The 16,897-nt window shown below is 71.0% G+C and carries 14 protein-coding genes and 2 pseudogenes; 8 read left to right on the top strand and 8 right to left on the bottom strand.

What is annotated here, in order from left to right; genetic code table 11:
* Positions 1 to 245 precede the first annotated feature (245 nt).
* Positions 246 to 4,232 carry a CHAT domain-containing protein gene (locus ACIQHQ_RS27925; RefSeq protein WP_402616612.1) on the bottom strand — a complete coding sequence of 1,329 codons (3,987 nt, stop codon included), beginning with the start codon at positions 4,230 to 4,232 and terminating at the stop codon, positions 246 to 248.
* A gap of 43 nt (positions 4,233 to 4,275) precedes the next feature.
* Here ACIQHQ_RS27925 and ACIQHQ_RS27920 point away from each other — a divergent pair, with 43 nt between their 5' ends.
* Together ACIQHQ_RS27920 and ACIQHQ_RS27915 are read left to right on the top strand one after the other, a co-directional pair.
* The gene (locus tag ACIQHQ_RS27920) at positions 4,276 to 4,620 is read left to right on the top strand and encodes a hypothetical protein (protein WP_402616609.1); all 345 of its coding nucleotides are present in this window, start codon (positions 4,276 to 4,278) and stop codon (positions 4,618 to 4,620) included.
* A 5-nt stretch (positions 4,621 to 4,625) separates the two neighbouring features.
* Positions 4,626 to 5,537, top strand: coding sequence for a hypothetical protein (locus tag ACIQHQ_RS27915; protein ID WP_402616607.1), 912 nt, complete (start codon positions 4,626 to 4,628; stop codon positions 5,535 to 5,537).
* On the opposite strand, the pseudogene ACIQHQ_RS27910 reads toward ACIQHQ_RS27915, so the two are convergent.
* Positions 5,534 to 5,932 (bottom strand): annotated as a pseudogene (locus ACIQHQ_RS27910) (transposase); the annotation flags it as partial. The gene ACIQHQ_RS27915 and the pseudogene ACIQHQ_RS27910 sit on opposite strands and share 4 nt — an antisense overlap.
* Before the next feature lie 331 nt (positions 5,933 to 6,263).
* On the opposite strand from ACIQHQ_RS27910, the gene ACIQHQ_RS27905 reads away from it, so the two are divergent.
* Complete coding sequence (locus ACIQHQ_RS27905; RefSeq protein WP_402616604.1) at positions 6,264 to 6,731, top strand: hypothetical protein; 468 nt, start codon at positions 6,264 to 6,266, stop codon at positions 6,729 to 6,731.
* Between the two features lie 286 nt (positions 6,732 to 7,017).
* Here ACIQHQ_RS27905 and ACIQHQ_RS27900 read toward each other — a convergent pair whose 3' ends face one another.
* Together ACIQHQ_RS27900 and ACIQHQ_RS27895 are read right to left on the bottom strand one after the other, a co-directional pair.
* On the bottom strand, positions 7,018 to 7,251 hold the full coding sequence (locus ACIQHQ_RS27900) for a hypothetical protein (RefSeq protein ID WP_402616602.1): 234 nt from the start codon (positions 7,249 to 7,251) through the stop codon (positions 7,018 to 7,020).
* Positions 7,252 to 7,878: 627 nt separating this feature from the next.
* Entirely contained in the window at positions 7,879 to 8,547 is a 669-nt protein-coding gene (locus ACIQHQ_RS27895; RefSeq protein ID WP_402616600.1) for a hypothetical protein, read from the bottom strand.
* A 956-nt stretch (positions 8,548 to 9,503) separates the two neighbouring features.
* On the opposite strand from ACIQHQ_RS27895, the gene ACIQHQ_RS27890 reads away from it, so the two are divergent.
* Complete coding sequence (locus tag ACIQHQ_RS27890; RefSeq protein WP_402616597.1) at positions 9,504 to 10,448, top strand: hypothetical protein; 945 nt, start codon at positions 9,504 to 9,506, stop codon at positions 10,446 to 10,448.
* Positions 10,449 to 10,708: 260 nt separating this feature from the next.
* Here the strand turns inward: ACIQHQ_RS27890 and ACIQHQ_RS27885 are convergent.
* Positions 10,709 to 10,855 (bottom strand): annotated as a pseudogene (locus ACIQHQ_RS27885) (MFS transporter); the annotation flags it as partial.
* Positions 10,856 to 11,237: 382 nt separating this feature from the next.
* On the opposite strand from ACIQHQ_RS27885, the gene ACIQHQ_RS27880 reads away from it, so the two are divergent.
* Together ACIQHQ_RS27880 and ACIQHQ_RS27875 are read left to right on the top strand one after the other, a co-directional pair.
* The gene (locus ACIQHQ_RS27880; RefSeq protein ID WP_402616594.1) at positions 11,238 to 11,600 is read left to right on the top strand and encodes a tyrosinase cofactor; all 363 of its coding nucleotides are present in this window, start codon (positions 11,238 to 11,240) and stop codon (positions 11,598 to 11,600) included.
* Between the two features lie 32 nt (positions 11,601 to 11,632).
* Positions 11,633 to 12,454, top strand: a complete 822-nt coding sequence (locus ACIQHQ_RS27875) for a tyrosinase family protein (RefSeq protein WP_402616591.1) — start codon at positions 11,633 to 11,635, stop codon at positions 12,452 to 12,454.
* Here ACIQHQ_RS27875 and ACIQHQ_RS27870 read toward each other — a convergent pair whose 3' ends face one another.
* Both ACIQHQ_RS27870 and ACIQHQ_RS27865 read right to left on the bottom strand, forming a co-directional pair.
* A complete protein-coding gene (locus ACIQHQ_RS27870; protein WP_402616588.1) occupies positions 12,455 to 13,165 on the bottom strand; it encodes a ribonuclease H in 711 nt (236 codons plus the stop codon). It abuts the gene before it with no gap.
* A 41-nt stretch (positions 13,166 to 13,206) separates the two neighbouring features.
* A complete protein-coding gene (locus ACIQHQ_RS27865; protein ID WP_402616586.1) occupies positions 13,207 to 14,004 on the bottom strand; it encodes a VOC family protein in 798 nt (265 codons plus the stop codon).
* A gap of 206 nt (positions 14,005 to 14,210) precedes the next feature.
* Between ACIQHQ_RS27865 and ACIQHQ_RS27860 the strand changes: the two genes are divergently transcribed.
* Together ACIQHQ_RS27860 and ACIQHQ_RS27855 are read left to right on the top strand one after the other, a co-directional pair.
* On the top strand, positions 14,211 to 15,119 hold the full coding sequence (locus ACIQHQ_RS27860) for an SGNH/GDSL hydrolase family protein (RefSeq protein WP_402616583.1): 909 nt from the start codon (positions 14,211 to 14,213) through the stop codon (positions 15,117 to 15,119).
* A gap of 17 nt (positions 15,120 to 15,136) precedes the next feature.
* Positions 15,137 to 16,027, top strand: a complete 891-nt coding sequence (locus tag ACIQHQ_RS27855) for an aminoglycoside phosphotransferase family protein (RefSeq protein WP_402616580.1) — start codon at positions 15,137 to 15,139, stop codon at positions 16,025 to 16,027.
* 46 nt (positions 16,028 to 16,073) lie between these two features.
* On the opposite strand, the gene ACIQHQ_RS27850 is transcribed toward ACIQHQ_RS27855, so the two are convergent.
* Positions 16,074 to 16,556 carry a VOC family protein gene (locus tag ACIQHQ_RS27850; RefSeq protein WP_402616577.1) on the bottom strand — a complete coding sequence of 161 codons (483 nt, stop codon included), beginning with the start codon at positions 16,554 to 16,556 and terminating at the stop codon, positions 16,074 to 16,076.
* Between the last annotated feature and the right edge of the window lie 341 nt (positions 16,557 to 16,897).

Genomic DNA, 16,897 nt, shown 5'->3' with positions numbered 1-16,897 from the left:
GACGCCGACGCGAGCGGCAGCCCCGACGTCCAGTCGGCGACCGGCAAGCCTCCCGGCGCGTCGACCCCCACCGCCACGCCCACGTCCACGCCGGCTCGGCCCCCACGGCCACCCCCCACCACCGCGACCCCGAGCCCGGACCCCTCCCCGACGGAGTGCGACCGCTTCCTGTGGTGGTGCACGTAAGGACTTCGCCTGTGGGAAGGCGGGACGGTCGTCGCCAGCCGCGCCCGGGGGAGACTCCGCTACGGCCCGCTGTGGATCAGCGACGCCCACAGGTGCGGTCGACCGGGATGCTCGGCGCGCAGGTGCAGGATGACGCGATGGAGCGCGGTCGCCGCGTCATCGGCGGACGGTGTGTCCGGCATCAGCCGGTAGAAGTGATCGGCCGCGCCGGCCGCGACGCGGTCGTCCAGCGGCCAGAGACTCGCGACGACATGCCGGAACCCGGCCAGCTGGAACGCGGAGGCAAGGTGGATGGACTCGTCCGCGTGCCGCCGACCGACGTGTCCGGTGGAGCACGCGGACAGGTATGCCATTTCGGCCTCGTGGAGGTCGCGGCGGCCGATCTCCGCAATGGACAGCACACCGTCATGGAGATGGAGCCCGCCTTCAGAGGGCGCGTAGGGGTCGGTGCCGGCGTGGCAGGCGAAGTGCGCCCAGCTCGCCTCGGGGAGCGCGCCGGTTACCCGGGCGGCGGTGGCCTGCTCATTGGTGAGCAAAGGCATGTCCGGATGGGCCGCGTGCAGGCTCGCCGCCTCGGCGGCGGTGGCCGGCAGGTCCGGCAGGCCCGGGGTCCGGTCGAGGGCGACGGTGAGCCGGCGCAGGACCGTCGCGGCCGGACGTCCCTGGGCGCGGGCCAGGGCCCGCAGGGTGGGTGTGTACGACGAGACCGCCCGGTCGAGCGCCCCGGGCCGGTCGGGGTGCCCGGCCGCGTGCAGCGGCAGCAGTGCGAGCGGCCCCGTCGGCATCCACCACACGCGTGGGAGTGCTCCGTCGTCCGGACGGAGCCGGTGTTCGACTGCGTCGAGGACCGGCTCGACCGCCGTGTCCCACAGTCGGCCGAGCAGTTCCGTCAGCACCCGCTGCCGGCGCAACTCGCCGGTGAACGACCCGGCGTCGTGCGTCGCTTCCGTCAACTCGGCGGCCCACGCCTCGGCATCGGCCAGCCGCAGGTCGGGCAGCGGTACCAGCAGCGGGGGCCCGTCGGCGGTGACGACGATGCCGTCGCACCTCTGCAGTCCGGCGTTGAGCAGCACGACCGCCCCGTCGGCGGCGGTCGGTCGCAGCTCGCTCCACGTCGGCGGGAGCAGGAACCGGTCCAGGCCCGGCAGGCGCCGGATCTCCGTCAGGACGGCGTCGTGCTCGGCCCACAGCCTTCTGCGCCGGTCCACGTGATCGATGTCCTGGCCGTCGGGCGTGGCCAGGGCCGGGGGATCCGGCGCGTTGAGGGCGTCGCGGACGCGGCTCAGGCGACGGGCCAGTGCGGGGTGCTCAGCCGCCAGGTCCGCGAGGGGCGTCCGCAGCGCCAGCCGGGACGCCAGCAGGACCGACCGGCCCAGCTCACCGGCCTGGACCGCGCCGCCCGGGTCGTCGAGGGCACAGTGCACGGCGATCGTCTCGCCGACCAGTCCGTGGTTCGCGCCGAGGCGGTGCTCGTGGTCCGCCGACGAGGTCTCCCGAGCCGCGACCGACGGCAGCAGCTTCACCGCCGTGTCGAACAGCAACTGGGCGGTGTGCGGTTCGTCCAGCAGGTAGGCGAGCCGGCCCACCGCCCAGCAGGCGCGGACCCGGTCGAGCGGGGGCGACGTCGTGGCCGCGAGTGCGTCCTGCGCGAGTCGGACGATCCGCGACCGGTCGAGGGGGCCGCCGCTGCTCCACCGTCGCCGGTAACAGGTCCCGAGGAGGTAGATGCGTGCCGCCCGGTTGGGATGGTCGCCGGGGGTGGCCGTGACCGCCTGTTCCGCGGCGTCGACGGCACGGTCGAGGTCGGACACGTCGCCGGTCCGCTGGAAGCGCAGCCGGTAGGCATAGCCGAGGCCGAACAGATACCGCGGGCGCTCCGGGTGGCCGGTGGGGACCGCGGCGGCCGTCTTCCGTGCCAGGTCGACGGAGCGGTCCAGGTCGGCCGGGTCGCCCGAGTGCTCGTACCGTGTCTGGTAGGCCCGCGCGAGGTTGAACAGGCGCAGCGCGCGGTCGGGGTGGTCCGCGGGTGTGGCCGCGACCGCCAGGAGTACCAGGTCGACGGCGCGGTCGAAGTCGGTCGCGGCACGGCTGCGCTGGGACCGATCCTGGTAGGCGGCCCCGAGGCCGTTCAGGTACATGGCCCGGGCCGGGTGGTCGTCCGGTGTGGCGGCCAGGGCCTGTTCCTGATGTGTGAGGGCCCGGTCCAGGTCGTGCAGGCTGCCGTTGTGCCAGAACCGCTGCTTGAGGGCGCTGCCGAGGTTGTTCAGGCGCATCGCACGGTCCGGATGGTCGTCTGGTGTCGCGGCCACCGCGCGTCTGGCGGCGTCGATGGCCGCGTCCATGTGTGACGACTCCCCGGTGCGGGCGAACCTGGACCAGTGGGCGAGGCTGAGGTTCGACAGGCGGTACGCGACATCCGGGTGGTCGGTGGGCGTGTCGGCCACGGCCTGTTCCTGATGCGCGACGGCCAGGTCCAGATCGGCCACGTCTCCCAGCAGTTCGAACCGCCCCCGCAGGGCCGCCGCGAGGTTGTTCAGGGCGGTCGCGCGGAGCGGGTGATCGGCGGGAATCGCGGCGACGGCTCTTTGCAGGCTCTCGACGGCCCGGTGCATGTCGGCGGGGTGTGCGTTCCGGTCGAAGCGCGCGTCGTACGCGGCACCGAGGTTGGACAGGCGGAGCCCGCGATCCGGGTGGTCGGTGGGCGTGGCGGCGACGGCCTGTTCGTAGTACGCGACGGTACGGTCCAGATCGCCCACGTCCCCCAGCCGTTCGAAGCGCGCGTGGTACGCGACACCGAGGTTGGACAGGAACGTCGCGAACTGGTGGTGCCCCTGGGGTGCCGTGGCCACGGCACGGCCGAGGTGGCCGATGGCCCGCTCCAGGTCGGCCACCTCGCCGAGCCGTTCGAACCGCGCGTGGTACGCCATGCCGAGGTTGGACAGATAGGCCGCACCGTCGGGCGCGTCGTCCGGGACGGCGGCCGCCGCCTGTTCGTAGTGGCCGATGGCCCGGTCCAGGTCCACCAGGTTCCCGGTCCGCTCGAAGCGGGCGTGATGGGCGACGGCGAGGTTGCACAAGACGGTCACGCGAAACGGGCTACCGGTGTCGGCGGCGGCCTGTTCCCCGAACTCGATGGCGCGATCAAGATCCGACGGTCGGCCCACCCGTTCGAACCGTGACCAGTAGGCGGTGCCGAGGTTGGTCAGGATGATCGGCCGGTGCGGGGAGTCGGCGGGGGCGGCGGCGATCGCGTGCTCGCCGGTGTCGATGGCGCGGTCCAGGTCCGTGCGGTCCCCGGTCCTTTCGAAGCGCCGCAGGTGGCTTGTGGCGAGGTTGGTCAGGGTGGTCGCCCGGTGTGGGGAGTCGGCGGGGATGACGGCGATCGCGTGCTCGCCGGTGTCGATGGCGCGGTCCAGGTCCGTGCGGTCCCCGGTCCTTTCGAAGCGCAGCAGGTGGCCCGCGGCGAGGTCGGTCAGGATGGTCTGCCTGTGCGGGGAGTCGGCGGGGGCGACGGCCATCGCACGCTCGTCCGCGTTCACGGCCCGGTCCAGGTCCGCGAGGTGCCCGCTCCTCTGGTACCGCAGCAAGAGGCCCGTGGCGAGAGTGGCCAGGTGGAACGCCATGTTCAGGTCGGCGCCGGTCTCGACGACGGCCCGTTCCCCGTACTCGATGGCCCCGTCCAGGTCATTCGGGTGCCCGACCCGCTGGAACCGCAGGAGATGGGTGACGCTGAGGTTGCCCAGGATCAGCGCGGAGTTCGGGTCGCCGATGTGGAGGGCGGCCACGGCCTGTCGCCCGATGCCGATCGACTGGTCGGCGTCGTCCTCCCGACCTGTCAGGGCGTACAGCGCCCGGTGGGTCTCGGCGAGGTTGTATAGGCGGGTGGCACGGTGCGGATGGTGCGGCGGTGTCAGGGCGAGGATGCTGCGGAATAACGGCACACAGCGGGTGAGCAGGGTCGTGTCACCGGCTCGGGTGGCCCGGTTGAGAAGGTCGACCGCCTGGTGATTCACCTGCTCCGGATCAAGCCGGTGGTCGGAGGACATCGCCCATGAGACTATCGGCCAACCGACGGAAGGGGGAGCCGTGGTGGATGCCGAACGATCGGCCCTGACCACGCTGTGCAAGGAATTCGACGCACTGATCGGCGAGACCAGGCTCCACACTGCGGCACGTCAGGAACTACTGGAACGGATCGTGGCCGAGGCGCGGGCCCGGCGCCCGGTGCTCACCCTGCTGGGCCAGTTGCTGAACACCGACCGCGAGACCACCCTGCGCACGCTCGCCACGGGACTGCCGGGAGCTGGGCCGGGCACCGCCCGTCAGGAGAACTTCCGCTGCCCGGACGGCGCCTGCGACCGGACGGCGGTACCGCCACCGGCGGGCGTCATCCCGCGCTGCGCGGTCATGGACCGGCCCATGGAGCGGGGGTAGCGCAGGTGGGCGGTTTCTTCCAGCAGTTGGCCAAGACACTGGCCGACCGGTGGATCAGCTTGCTCGTGCTGCCCGGTGCGTTCTTCGTCGGCGCGGTGTGGCTGTCCGTCAACCTCGGCCATGTCGACGCGTGGAACGTCGCACTGCTGACCCGGCGGGCCGAGGACGCCATGGCCGAGATCGCCGACCTGCCGAGCGGCGCGCAGGCACTCCTCGTCGTAGCCGTACTGGCGGCCGCCTCCGGTGTGGGCTTCGTCGTGCAGGCGCTGGCCGCGGTCACCCGGCGGGTCTGGCTGGGGCCGTGGCCCCGCCCCTTCGCCTCGGTCGCGGCGGAGCGTACGGCGCGCCGGCGTGCGCGGTGGCACCGGCTCGTCGAGGAACGCCGGGCGCTGGAAGCCGTGAGCCCGGCCACCCGCACCCGCGAGCGACAGGACCGGATCGACACCGCGGCCCAGCGCATCACCCGGCTGGCCATGGCCGAGCCGGGGAGACCCACCTGGATGGGCGACCGGATCCACGCCGTGGAGTCCATCGCGTACCACCGCTACGGACTCGACCTGACCTACGGCTGGTCCCGCCTCTGGCTGGTGCTCCCCGACACGGCACGGACCGATCTCACCGCCGCGCACTCGGCGTTCGCCGCCGCCGTCGCCACCGGAACCTGGGCCGTGCCCTACCTCCTGCTCGCCGCGGTGTGGTGGCCTGCCGTGCTGGTCGCCGCGGGCATCGGCCTGACCGGATGGGCCCGTGCCCGCGCCGCCGTGGCCGATCTCACCACCCTGACCGAGGCCACCCTCGACCTGCACGGCCGTACGCTGGCGGCCGCGCTGGGGATCGGCGACGCCACGGAGGGGGCCGGTCCGCTCACGATCAGCGAGGGCGAGCGCATCACCGACCTCGTGCGGAAGGGCCGCTAGGGACTGTCTTTAGTTGTGATCAACGGGCTTCGTAAGAGGCCGCTGATCCAGATCGTCGCTGCGCGGAGAGGGAGTCCGGCGAGGTAGCTCTCGGGCGTTTTGTCGTGGCGGGTCGCGATGCCTCGCCAGTCCTTCATCCGGTTGATGGCCCGTTCCACGGTGTTGCGGTCGCGGTAGAGGTCGGTGCCGTGGGTGACCGGCCTGCCGCCCTGGCTGCATTTCTTTCGGCGGTTGGCGGCTTGGTCCTTCTGCTCCGGGATGACTGCCTTGAGGCGGCGTTTGCGCAGGTGGGCGCGGTTGGCGCGGGAGGAGTAGGCCTTGTCGCCGGCGACGGCGGCAGGCCGTGTGCGGGGACGCCCCACGGGCAGGCGGACCCGCATCTTGCCCAGGACTGGTGAGCGACGCTGTGAGCGCGCGCAGATCGTCGATCTCGTCGGCGAGTGCGGCGCGAACGACCTGCTGGATGTCCCCTCCGAGAGCGGGGAACGCCTCCTTGTTCTGCGTTTCGTCTTCGCTCTCCGCATCGACGCGCTGGGAAGGCACCGCAGGGAGCGGGTGCGCTGGCGAGGAACCCGCATCTGCTGCCGCGAAGGCGGGCAAGCCGGCGGGCACTGTCTTGTCTGCTCCGGGGCTGGGCAGCACGGCCGCGTCCGGGACAGCGGAGGAGATCGGCGCGGTGGCCTCCGCCGGCGGGGCGGGCACGTCGGCCGTTGCCGCGGGACGGCCTTGAACCGTGCTCTTGACCTGCTGGATCTCCTGGCGCAGGAGTGTGATCGCCTGGCGGACTTCCTCGCTGAGTTCGTCGCGATTGGCTGCCAGCCGGTTTCTGGTGTCCCGCAAGTCGTTGCGCATACGGACGAGTTCGGCGACCACAGTGTCCGCGGTGCCGCGCTGCGTTGCCTGGCCGCTGGTTTCGAGTTTGTCGATTCCCTTACTCAGAGCGTCCTGCAGATTCGTGCTGGGCTGTACGAGTGTGGTGTGCAGCACGGGGCCTTCGAGCCCGAGGATCTGCGCCGTCTTCGGGCCATCGACCGTCGCCTCGGCGAAATCGATGCCGTCTGCCGCGTCGGCCTTTGGGCCAACGCCCTGGCCACAGATCCGGCGTGGGACGACATCCGTGCTCTCGCCCGCCATTTTCTCCTCACGGCGCTGGGCGACTGGCGTCAGCCACTGCCACGCCCCGTGCGTCCGTAAGCAGGCGACAACTGAGCACGTCCAGGCCGCCTGTGCGGCGCTGACGCAGCTGGCGCCGCACACACGAAAACGCAGGGAACGTCGCGGCGACGTTCGGATGGGTGCCCGGGTAGGCCGCCGCACGGCGCCTGCCAGACCTCGGCAGCCGCCTCTCGGGTCGAAGCTCGAGAGCGTTCGAATTCTCGGTGGGCTCTCGTGCCTCCCGAAGTCGTGAACATCTGCTGTCCGTTCTCAGGTTCTGGCACGAGTTGTGTACGCGGGCGCACGTTCAGCGACGGCCCCGTGGCTAGTAGATGTGGTCGTCGGCGCGTTCGTCCTCGGGCGTCCGTCGAAGACGCCATACGCCGAAGCCGGCCCCGAGGGCCCCGCCCGTGAGAGCTGCCGCTCCTGACCACATGCCGCTGGGCGAGAGCGCCGCAGCGAGCAAGCCGACCAACAGGGCGCCAACCAGCAGGTACATGACGACGATGAAGCACGCAGCGAGGTATCGATTCCTCAGCGGCGTCATGCCACCTTGCATGAGGTCCTCCTGTCCCCTTCGGCTGGTCCTCTTCTCGCCTTTCCCTGAACGTTCACGACAATCCGGCTCACGGGGACGCGTCACAGAAGTTGAGCCAGAGCCCGTTCTCATGAACAAAGCCAGTGATGACGTCATCGATGACGGGACCACCGTCACCGTCCGGCTGGGAGACCCGCCGTCCCTGCTTACCGAACCCGTGGCTGACCTCGTGCGGGCATACGTTTAGTCCCGCCAGCACCTGCCCTACGCCAGCAGCAGAAGCTCACAGTGGCTCTTCCCCGGCCGCCAGCCCGGACAGCCGATGAACCCGGTCAGCCTTCAAGTCCACCTGCGGAAGATCGGCGCCCGCCGCAGCGCGGCAGGACCTCCGCGATCCGCCAACTCGTCCTCCAGGCCCCAGCCCCCGTCATCGCGAAGGCCCTCGGCTATCACGACAAGACCGCTACACGCCTGGTCACCGAGGCCGGAGGGACCTGGAGCCGATACGCCCCCGGTGGCCACACACGGTGAAACCCAGACGCAAGCTCGCCGAGGTATACGCGCCGCCTGACCTGCTCCATCGCCGATCCCCGGACATCAGTGCGGTCCGCCCCGCCCAGGTTAGCGCCGGTGAGGTTTGACCGGGCGTCACGAAGGACCGCATCCGGCCGAGATCTGCGCTTTCGTCATCCAGGGCTCGTCCGGATAGAGAAGCAGGTCAGAGCGATCAAGCTGCGTACCTTCCTCTCCCGTGGATGCCGTCCACGTGGTAGCCGATAAGGCGCCTGTACGGTCGATGGACCAGGCACGCCCTGCAGGGTCTTGGAACCTGAGTTGGAGGTCCGCTAGGTCGTCCTCGGAAAGGGGCAGGTTGGGAAGTTTCTCGTGCATCCCGGCAATCAGGAAACTAAAGGGAATCCAGACTTGCTTGCAAGGCTCCGGGCCCTGCAGATCCCACCACACGTGCTTCGAGGGGAGCACAAGACGCATGGGCATGAAGTGCGTGCTGCCGTTCGCGACCGCCGCCTGGTCCCCTGTCCGGTAGAAGCCGACTTGCTTCGCGTAAAGACGCTCCCGGTCCTGCGCTTCTGCGGTGTCCCTGTCATCACTCCGGAACGTCAGGTAAAGGGTGGCGCCAGCGATGATCAGCGTGAGAAGAGCTACGAGTGCCCGGCCGGTGGCGAGGACGGAGGCGGGGACTGCCTGTGTCTCACTGGACGGGGTGCTGCCGTCACCGGCGGTCGGCGTCGGGGTGCTGCCGTCACCGGTGGTCGGGACGGGGTCCGGTGGGTTGCTGTTCGTTGGGTCCTCAGCCATGGACAGCAGGCTAGAGATGTTTTTCAGTCGGCATAGGTGAACTCGTGGGTAGCTGAAGGTCGAAGCCCTTCACCGCACGGCCACGCGTCCGTGTCGCCGCCTGCACCACCGCGCTGCCTTCTGCCACGGCCAGTGCCTCCATCACCTCGGCCAACATCCGGTTCCCCCATGCTGTCGTGCAGTGCATGCCAGCCTGTCTGAGACCGTAGGGCCCTACCAGCGCGTGCACATGGCTTTGCCCGATATGCGCTCAGCGACCATCATCTGGTTCCCGCCTGGCACCGCATCGGCGGTGGACGATGCGCGAGGACGGCCTGGAGAAACTGGCCCTTCCCCCCGGGGAGAGCTACTGCATCGCCACTCGGTGGCCATCGAGGTTGACGGTACCTGGAGCCGACACTCCCCCGGAGATCACACACGATGACAAGGCCCCCATCGGGCACCAAGGGACACGCGACACCAACATGCGGCCCTACCAGTCCCGGGGCCGGGGTCGTAGCCGTACGTCGGGTCGTGGGCGGGCTTCTTCGGCATCGGTCCTCGTTCGCGTTACTACGGAGCAGGGCTACGCCGGGGCGGGCAGACAACGGAGGGTGTGCCTGCCCGCCCCCCAGAGAGCTCGTAACACGATCATGAGTTTCCTGTGCCAGGCGCTCTCCTCGCCGCGGAGCTGCAGATCACCTACCTGTAGCCGAACGGCCCTGCGGCCCCGTTGACGCACCTGCCGGATCGGTCGATGCGCTCGGTCGGGTACGGCGAGAGCGCGCCAGGTCCTCTGGGCCGGAGCGTCTAGCCGGGCTACGGCGTGGCGCCTCCCGACCGACGCGCTCCGGGAGCATTGGAGTGGCGGGAGAACGGCCCGGTGGCGTGGCTCCCGCACCGGCGCGCGGCGCTTCGTAGGGTCGGCGAGGGGTACGGCACGGGGCCGACCGTCGGAGCACACAGGCGGGTGAGTCATGGAACGGATGACGGCCGGATCGGCGACGAGCGGCCGCGGGCCGGCCCGGAGGTGGTCCCGGCGGCTGGCCGCCGCGCTGGGACTGGTCCTGCTCTGCGCGCTGCCCGCCGGGGCGACGGACGCCGTCCGGGCCGGTGACGCCCGCACGCCCGACGGCCCGGCCCCGTACGTGTCCGACTACGGCGGCAACCGGGTGCTGACCCTGTCCGCGTACAGCGGTGAACAGGTCACCGTCCCCCTCGACGGCCTGGTGCGTCCGACCGGCATGGCCTTCGACGCCGCCGGCCGGCTCTATGTCTCCGACACCGGCAACAACCGGGTGGTCGTCCTGCCTCCGGACGGCGGGGAGCAGTCGGTCGTACCGGCGGGCGATCTTTCGCGCCCGCTGGGGCTCGCGGTCGACCCGGCCGGGAACCTGTACATCGCCGACAGCTTCAACGACCGGATCGTGAGGGTGGCCGCCGACGGCGGGGGCCGGACGGTGCTGGCCACGGAGGGACTGCTGCACCCCTGGGGGCTGGCCTGGGCACCCGACGGGCATCTGTACGTCTCCGACTTCGTCAACGACCGGGTCGTCAGGGTCGCGGTGGACAGCGGCGGCCAGCAGACCGTGCCCACGACGGGCCTCTCCCAGCCGACCGGGCTGGCACTCGGCACCGGCGGCGACCTGTACGTCGCCGACAGTGGCAACAGCCGTGTGGTGAAGGTCGCCACCGGAAGCGGCCGGCAGAGCACCGTTCCCGTCACCGGACTGAACTCCCCGCTCGGACTCGCCCTCGACGGCAACGGCCACCTGTACGTGGCCGACGGGTTCAACAACCGCGTGGTGCGCGTCCGCGAGACAGGAGGAGGACAGGTGACGCTCGGCTTCACGGGCCTCAGCACACCGACCGGTCTGGCTTTCCCCCCTGCCCCGGACAGCCCGGGGTACGGACAGGACTGACAGGGCTCGAGCCGCCTGTTCGCAGCGACATGCTGTGCGTCTGGCCGCGCGGGCGCCCAAGCGAGGCGGTCCGCGCACGAGAGCGGCATGCCGCGCGCTTCACCCGTACCCGCGCAGCGCCTTGTGCGCTCCGTACGCCTCGATGAAGACGGTGATCGCCTCCAAGGCGTTGGCGAAACCGGCGGATCGCCACTTGGCCAGTCATCGTTCCCCCCTTTGCGCTTGCCGGAAGGCCGTAGCCATGCGCCGGTCGCGGCTGTCGCGATGCGCACGGCGTACCCGGCCGTGATGAGGGTCGCCCCGAGGGCCAGGGTGATGCTCGGCCCGTGCGTGGCGGAGATCCGGGCGGAGACGGGCGACAGCAGCACGACGATGCCGCTCGGCAGCAGACACAGGCCGGTGGCGACGGGACCGGCGGGCCCGCCGCCGTCGCAGGCGACCTTCACACAGCCCTCGGATGTACCGAGAGCTGTCAATTGTTGACGCAGGATAATCACATGCGGCCACTGTCGACCGGGCCACCGAATCGCGCCAGTTTTGCGGCGTGACGCGCACCACGGACCGTGGACCGCACCGGCAGAAACATCCGGCACAGCACTCCCTGCGAGTGGAATTTCCCCTTCCGCCCCTGCGCACTGACCTGTCACGACAAGATCATCTTCGTTCAACCTTGCACGACATAAGGGGAATTGCCCTGATCGCAGCCAACCGGCTCGCGTGGATTTCTCCCGGTAGCGGGCCGGCCGGTAGGCATGCGGGGTCATCAGCCGATCGATACAGGAGGCCCCAGTGCCGGAACTCAGCCGTCGCCGCGCGCTCACCGCGGCGGCCGTCCTCACCGCGAGCGCGGGGACGTTGTCAGCCACCCTTCCGGCCTCGGCCGCCGGGCACCCCGACTCCCCCAGGTCCTTCGACGAGGTCTACAAGGGCCGCCGGATACAGGGCCGGCCGGCCGGGTCCGGTCACCACCATCACGGCGCGGGATACGCCGTGTTCGTCGACGGTGTGGAACTGCACGTGATGCGCAACGCCGACGGCAGCTGGATCAGCGTCGTCAGCCACTACGACCCGGTGGCCACCCCGCGCGCCGCCGCCCGCGCCGCGGTGGACGAGCTGCAGGGCGCGCCCCTGCTGCCCTTCCCCGCCAACTGACCCGCCACGCACAGCACCTGGAGCACCCGCACATGGCTGTCCGCAAGAACCAGTCCACCCTGACCGCCGACGAGAAGCGGCGTTTCGTCGCCGCGCTGCTGGAGCTGAAGCGCAGCGGCCGCTACGACGCCTTCGTCACCACGCACAACGCGTTCATCGTCGCCGACACCGACAACGGTGAGCGGACCGGGCACCGCTCACCGTCCTTCCTGCCCTGGCACCGAAGATTCCTCCTGGAGTTCGAGCGGGCGCTGCAGTCGGTGGACCCGTCGGTGACGCTGCCCTACTGGGACTGGACCGTCGACCGCACCCCCCGCGCCTCGCTGTGGGCGCCCGACTTCCTCGGGGGTACCGGGCGGGAACGGGACGGCCGGGTGACGGACGGGCCGTTCTCCGCGGCGAGCGGGAACTGGCCGGTCAACGTGCGGGTCGACAGTCGTACGTTCCTGCGGCGCGCTCTCGGTTCCGGGGGACGCGAGCTGCCGACCCGGGCCGATGTCGAGTCGGTGCTGGCGATGTCCACGTACGACATGGCGCCCTGGAACAGCGGCTCGGACGGCTTCCGCAACCACCTCGAAGGGTGGCGGGGCGTCAATCTGCACAATCGCGTCCACGTCTGGGTCGGCGGGCAGATGGCCACCGGGGTCTCCCCCAACGACCCGGTGTTCTGGCTGCACCACGCCTACATAGACAAGCTGTGGGCCGAGTGGCAGCGCCGGCACCCCGGCTCCGTCTACCTGCCGACCGCGGGTACGCCGAACGTGATCGACCTGAACGAGACGATGCGGCCGTGGCACGACACGAGTCCGGCGGACCTGCTCGACCACACGCCGCACTACACATTCGACGTCTGATCAGACGGTCGCGCCCGCGCGGCACTCCGGGTGGCCCCAGCCGCTGTCGTTCTTGGCGATGGGCTCGCCGGCCGCGTAGGGGCGGCCGCACTGACAGCGGCCGGGGAACTTCGCCTTGATCGTGCGCGCGGAGCCCTTCCCCGCCGCCTTGGCGGTGTGGGCCGCGCCGCCGCGCGGGCGGGACCGGGGGGCCTTCGCCGGGGTGTCCGGAGCGGGCGGGGGCTCCGGGGAGCCGAGGCCGCTGCCCGCGGGCTCCTGGACGATGGCGGCCTGGCTGGCCGCACGGTCGGCGAAGTCGTTGAGCCGGTCGCCGTCGACCTGGTGGGCGGGGACGTAGCGGAACTCGACCGAGCGGCCGTCCAGGAGTTCGTCGATGCGCACGACGAGGTCCTGGTTGGCGACCGGCTTGCCGGCGGAGGTCTTCCAGCCGTTGCGCTTCCAGCCGGGCAGCCAGGTGGTGACGGCCTTCATCGCGTACTGCGAGTCCATCCGGATCTCGAGCGGCACGTCCGGGTCGGTCGCCGACAGCAGCCGCTCCAGGGCGGTGAGTTCGGCGACGTTGTTGGTGGCCTTGCCGAGCGGCCCCGCCTCCCACCGCTGCGGTGTCTCGGAAGCGTCGGCGACGACCCAGGCCCAGCCCGCGGGTCCGGGATTTCCCTTCGAAGCCCCGTCACACGCGGCCACAACACGTTCACGCATGCGCTCGATCATGCCATGGCCGCGGGGGACGTCCGGCCGCGAGGTCCGGGCGCCTACCCCACGTCGGTCAGCTTCGGCATCTCTCCCTCGGTCGTCGAGGTGTCGATCACCGAGAAGTTCGCCCCCTGGGGGTCACTGATCGCCGCGAACCGGCCGAACGGCGTGGTCATCGGGCCGAACCGCAGGACGCCACCGAGCCCGGTGGCCTTCGCCACGGCCTCGTCACAGTCCTCGACGCCGAAGTAGACGTTGATGTACGGCCGAACCTCGGGCGGGAACTCCTCCGTCATCTTCATCCGGCCCAGCACGGTGCGTTCGTCCAGGTCGTAGATGCGGAAGTCCATCTCGCCGTCCTCCATGTCCCGCTGCCGGTAGGGGAAGACTGCGGGGAAGAACGCGTCGGACTTCTCCGGCTCGCGGGTGAAGATCTCCGCCCAGGTGTAGGCGCCGGGTTCGCCCATCGCCTGGAAGCCCTCGTGGGTGCCCGCCTGCCAGACGCCGAAGACGACACCACTGGGGTCGCGGGCCAGGCACATGGTGCCGAAATCGGCGACCCGCATCGGCTCCATCAGCACCTCGCCGCCGAGCTCGCCGATCCGGGCGGCGGTGTCGGCGGCATCCTGTGACGCGAAGTACAGGCACCACTGCGACAGGCCTTCCTGGCCGGGCATGGGCGGGACGACGGCGGCGACCGCCTTGCCGTTCGCGTAGGCCTCCGTGTAGTTGCCGAAGTCCGCCGACGCCTCGGCGAAGGTCCAGCCCAGCACGTCTTGGTAGAAGCTCTTGGCCCCTTCGAGGTCGCCGAACATCGCATCGGCCCAGCAGGGGGTTCCCTCAGGTTGCACGGCCATGGTCACGGCCCTCTCCGCATGAGTGGAATCGTCCGCTTCCTCACGCTAGTCACCCGGGAGCCGGTCCGCGCGGTGAGCGGGTGTGCGCCGTCCTCTACGGGCCGGAACCGGCCGGGCCCGGCCATCGCGACCGGCGTACGTCTTCCCCCCGGGGCCCGGCTGTGCTTGCCTGAGTGCGTTTCGGTGGCCGGGGCGGGAGTTGCCGTATGCGCAAGCCGTGGGTCGTGGGGGTTCTGCTGGCCGGGGTGCTCCTCGGCGGGTGCGGTGATCCCGCGTCCGCGCCGGAGGAGCCGGCGCCGACCGCACCCGGTGCGCCGGCCGCCACCCACCAGCGCGCCCCCGCCTCCGCCGCAGCCCCCGGACCTGAACGGAAGCGGGCACCCACGGTGCTCTACCTCGGGGACTCGCTGGCGATGGAGGGTCAGAGGGTCCTCGGGCAGGAGTTGCGCCGGGAGCTGAAGGCCCGGTACACGGGGGCCCCGTACTCCGGGACGACCCTGTGCGACTATCTGGAGGACACGGCGGAGCGGTCCCTGGTGCCGGCCGCCGACAAGGCCGCCGCGCTGGTGCGCAGGCTGCGGCCCGACGTCGTGGTCCTGCAGTTCTGGGGGAACTCCTGGGGCTACACGCCGTGCATGGACGGCATCACCTATGACAAGGCCCCGGCCCGGTACTTCAGCCGCTACGACGCCGACGCGCGCCGGCTCACCGAGCAGATCGCCGCGGCCGGGGGCGGCAAGCGCCCGCGGATCGTGTGGGTGTCACAGGGCCCGGACCCGATCACGCCCGAGCGGGTGCGGCGCGTCAACGCGGTCTACGAGAAGCGGGCCGCCGCCTCCGGCGACCTCGTGGCGGACGCCGGGAAGGCGGTGAGCCCGGCCACGGACCGCTACGCCTGGACGCAGTACCTGCCGTGCACGGCCTACGAGCGCGGCCGCCCCGGCCTGTGCACACAGCCCGGCCGCGACCGCACGGCACTGCACCGCGACGACGACTACCTGCACTTCTGCCTGGCCCCCACCACGTCCACGCCAAAGCCCTGCCCGGTCCGTTCCCCCGGCATCCTGCGCATCGCCCGGGAGGTCACCAAAACCGTTCGACAGGCGGCGCGTTGACGGCTCGAATGGGCTCCATGAGCACGGTGCGCATGCATGAGGACGAGCTGGACATCGACGTGACGCTCGTCGGCCGGCTGATCGCCGGGCAGTTCCCGCGGTGGGCCGGGCTGCCGCTGCGGCGGCTGGAGTCGTCCGGGACGGAGAACGCCATGTTCCGCCTCGGCGCGGACAAGGTCGTCCGTCTCCCCCGGCACCCCCGCGCCGTGGAGGCGATCACCCATGAACTGCGCTGGCTGCCCCGGCTCGGCCCGAAGCTGCCCGTCGCATCGCCCGAGCCCCTCGGCCGGGGCGAACCCGGCGACGGCTTCCCCTGGCCCTGGTCGGTCTACGGCTGGCTGGAGGGCCGCAACCCGGTGCCCGGCAGGCTGGAGGAGCCGGACCTGCTCGCCGAGGACCTGGCGGCGTACCTCACGGCCCTGCGCCGTATCGACGCGTCCGAGGGCCCTCCCGGGTACCGGGGAGTGCCGTTGGCGACCCGGGACCCCTTCCTGCGTGACGCGCTCGCCCAGCTCACGGGACGGGTCGACACGGCCGCGGTGACCGAGGTGTGGGAGGAGGCCCTGCGGGCTCCGGAGCACACCGGGCCGCCCGTCTGGGCGCACGGTGACCTGATGGCCGGGAATCTCCTGGTCACGGACGGACGGCTGAGCGCCGTGATCGACTTCGGCACCGTGGGGGTCGGCGATCCCGCCGTCGACCTCATCGGCGCCTGGTGCCTGCTGCCCGGCGCGGCCCGCGGTGTGTTCCGCGCGGCCGTGGGCGCCGGCGAGGCCGAATGGGCACGGGCCCGGGGCTGGGCCCTGTCGATCGCCGTCATCGCGCTGCCGTACTACTGGGAGACGAACCCGCCGGTCGCGGAGAACTCCCGGTACGTCATCCGGGAGCTCCTGGCCGAGACGGCGTGAGGGCAGGGCAGGCATCCTGGTACGGCCCTGCCCTGGCCGCGGCACCTCACTCGCCCGCGTACGCCTTCTCCAGGGCTGCGATGTCGAACTTGCTCATCGCCATGAACGCCTGGGTCACCCGGGCCGCCTTCGCCGGATCCGGGTCGGTGATCATCTCGTCGAGCCGGTCCGGGACGACCTGCCAGGACAGGCCGAACCTGTCCTTGAGCCAGCCGCAGGGGCCGGGCTCGCCACCGTTCTCGGTGAGCCTGGTCCAGTAGTAGTCGATCTCCTCCTGGTTCTCGCAGTGGATCATGAAGGAGGTGGCCTCGGTGAACGTGAACTGAGGGCCGCCGTTGAGCGCGACGAACCGGTGCCCGTTGGCCGTGAACTCGACGGTCATCACGCCGCCGGCGGCCTGGAGCGCTCCCTCGGGGTAGCGCGCGATCTTGCCGACGCTGGAGTTCTTGAAAATCGAGACGTAGTGATGGGCGGCCTCCTCGGCCTGGCCGTCGAACCAGAGACACGTGGTGAAACCGTCGGTGGTCATGAGTCCTCCTGCACGCCGGAACGCTGTCACCACTGTCGACCGGGCCCCGGCCCGAAACTCATCGGTCGGCGGCGGACAAATCCAGGTGGCCGTTGACGAGCGTGCCCAGGCCCGAGGCGAGAAAATCGCCGACGCCCGCGGGTGGCGTCCTTTTTCGGCGACCCCCGGATCCCGCTGCGCCACAAGGCGGTGCGGACCGACAACATCGCCCGCTGGGACGGAGTTCGGCCGCGGCGGGCACTGCGCGGCGATGGAGGAACCTGACCTGCTGGTCGGTGATGTGCGGGCGTTCTTCCGCCGGTTGAGCGAGAAGGGCTGGGCCTTCGGGCTCCGCCGGTAGC

The sequence above is a fragment of the Streptomyces sp. NPDC092370 genome, from assembly GCF_044755265.1.
In the GTDB taxonomy this organism is placed as follows: domain Bacteria; phylum Actinomycetota; class Actinomycetes; order Streptomycetales; family Streptomycetaceae; genus Streptomyces.
Note: the sequence above shows the minus strand (reverse complement) of the source record. Positions and strands in the feature narration are given on the sequence as shown.

Bases quoted from the DNA above. Each gene is read 5' to 3' on its own strand.
- ACIQHQ_RS27925 (WP_402616612.1), bottom strand. From the start codon at position 4,232: ATGTCCTCCGACCACCGGCTTGATCCGGAGCAGGTGAATCACCAGGCG.
- ACIQHQ_RS27900 (WP_402616602.1), bottom strand. From the start codon at position 7,251: ATGCAAGGTGGCATGACGCCGCTGAGGAATCGATACCTCGCTGCGTGC.
- ACIQHQ_RS27895 (WP_402616600.1), bottom strand. From the start codon at position 8,547: ATGGCTGAGGACCCAACGAACAGCAACCCACCGGACCCCGTCCCGACC.
- ACIQHQ_RS27890 (WP_402616597.1), top strand. From the start codon at position 9,504: ATGGAACGGATGACGGCCGGATCGGCGACGAGCGGCCGCGGGCCGGCC.
- ACIQHQ_RS27875 (WP_402616591.1), top strand. From the start codon at position 11,633: ATGGCTGTCCGCAAGAACCAGTCCACCCTGACCGCCGACGAGAAGCGG.
- ACIQHQ_RS27870 (WP_402616588.1), bottom strand. From the start codon at position 13,165: ATGATCGAGCGCATGCGTGAACGTGTTGTGGCCGCGTGTGACGGGGCT.
- ACIQHQ_RS27865 (WP_402616586.1), bottom strand. From the start codon at position 14,004: ATGGCCGTGCAACCTGAGGGAACCCCCTGCTGGGCCGATGCGATGTTC.
- ACIQHQ_RS27860 (WP_402616583.1), top strand. From the start codon at position 14,211: ATGCGCAAGCCGTGGGTCGTGGGGGTTCTGCTGGCCGGGGTGCTCCTC.
- ACIQHQ_RS27855 (WP_402616580.1), top strand. From the start codon at position 15,137: ATGAGCACGGTGCGCATGCATGAGGACGAGCTGGACATCGACGTGACG.
- ACIQHQ_RS27850 (WP_402616577.1), bottom strand. From the start codon at position 16,556: ATGACCACCGACGGTTTCACCACGTGTCTCTGGTTCGACGGCCAGGCC.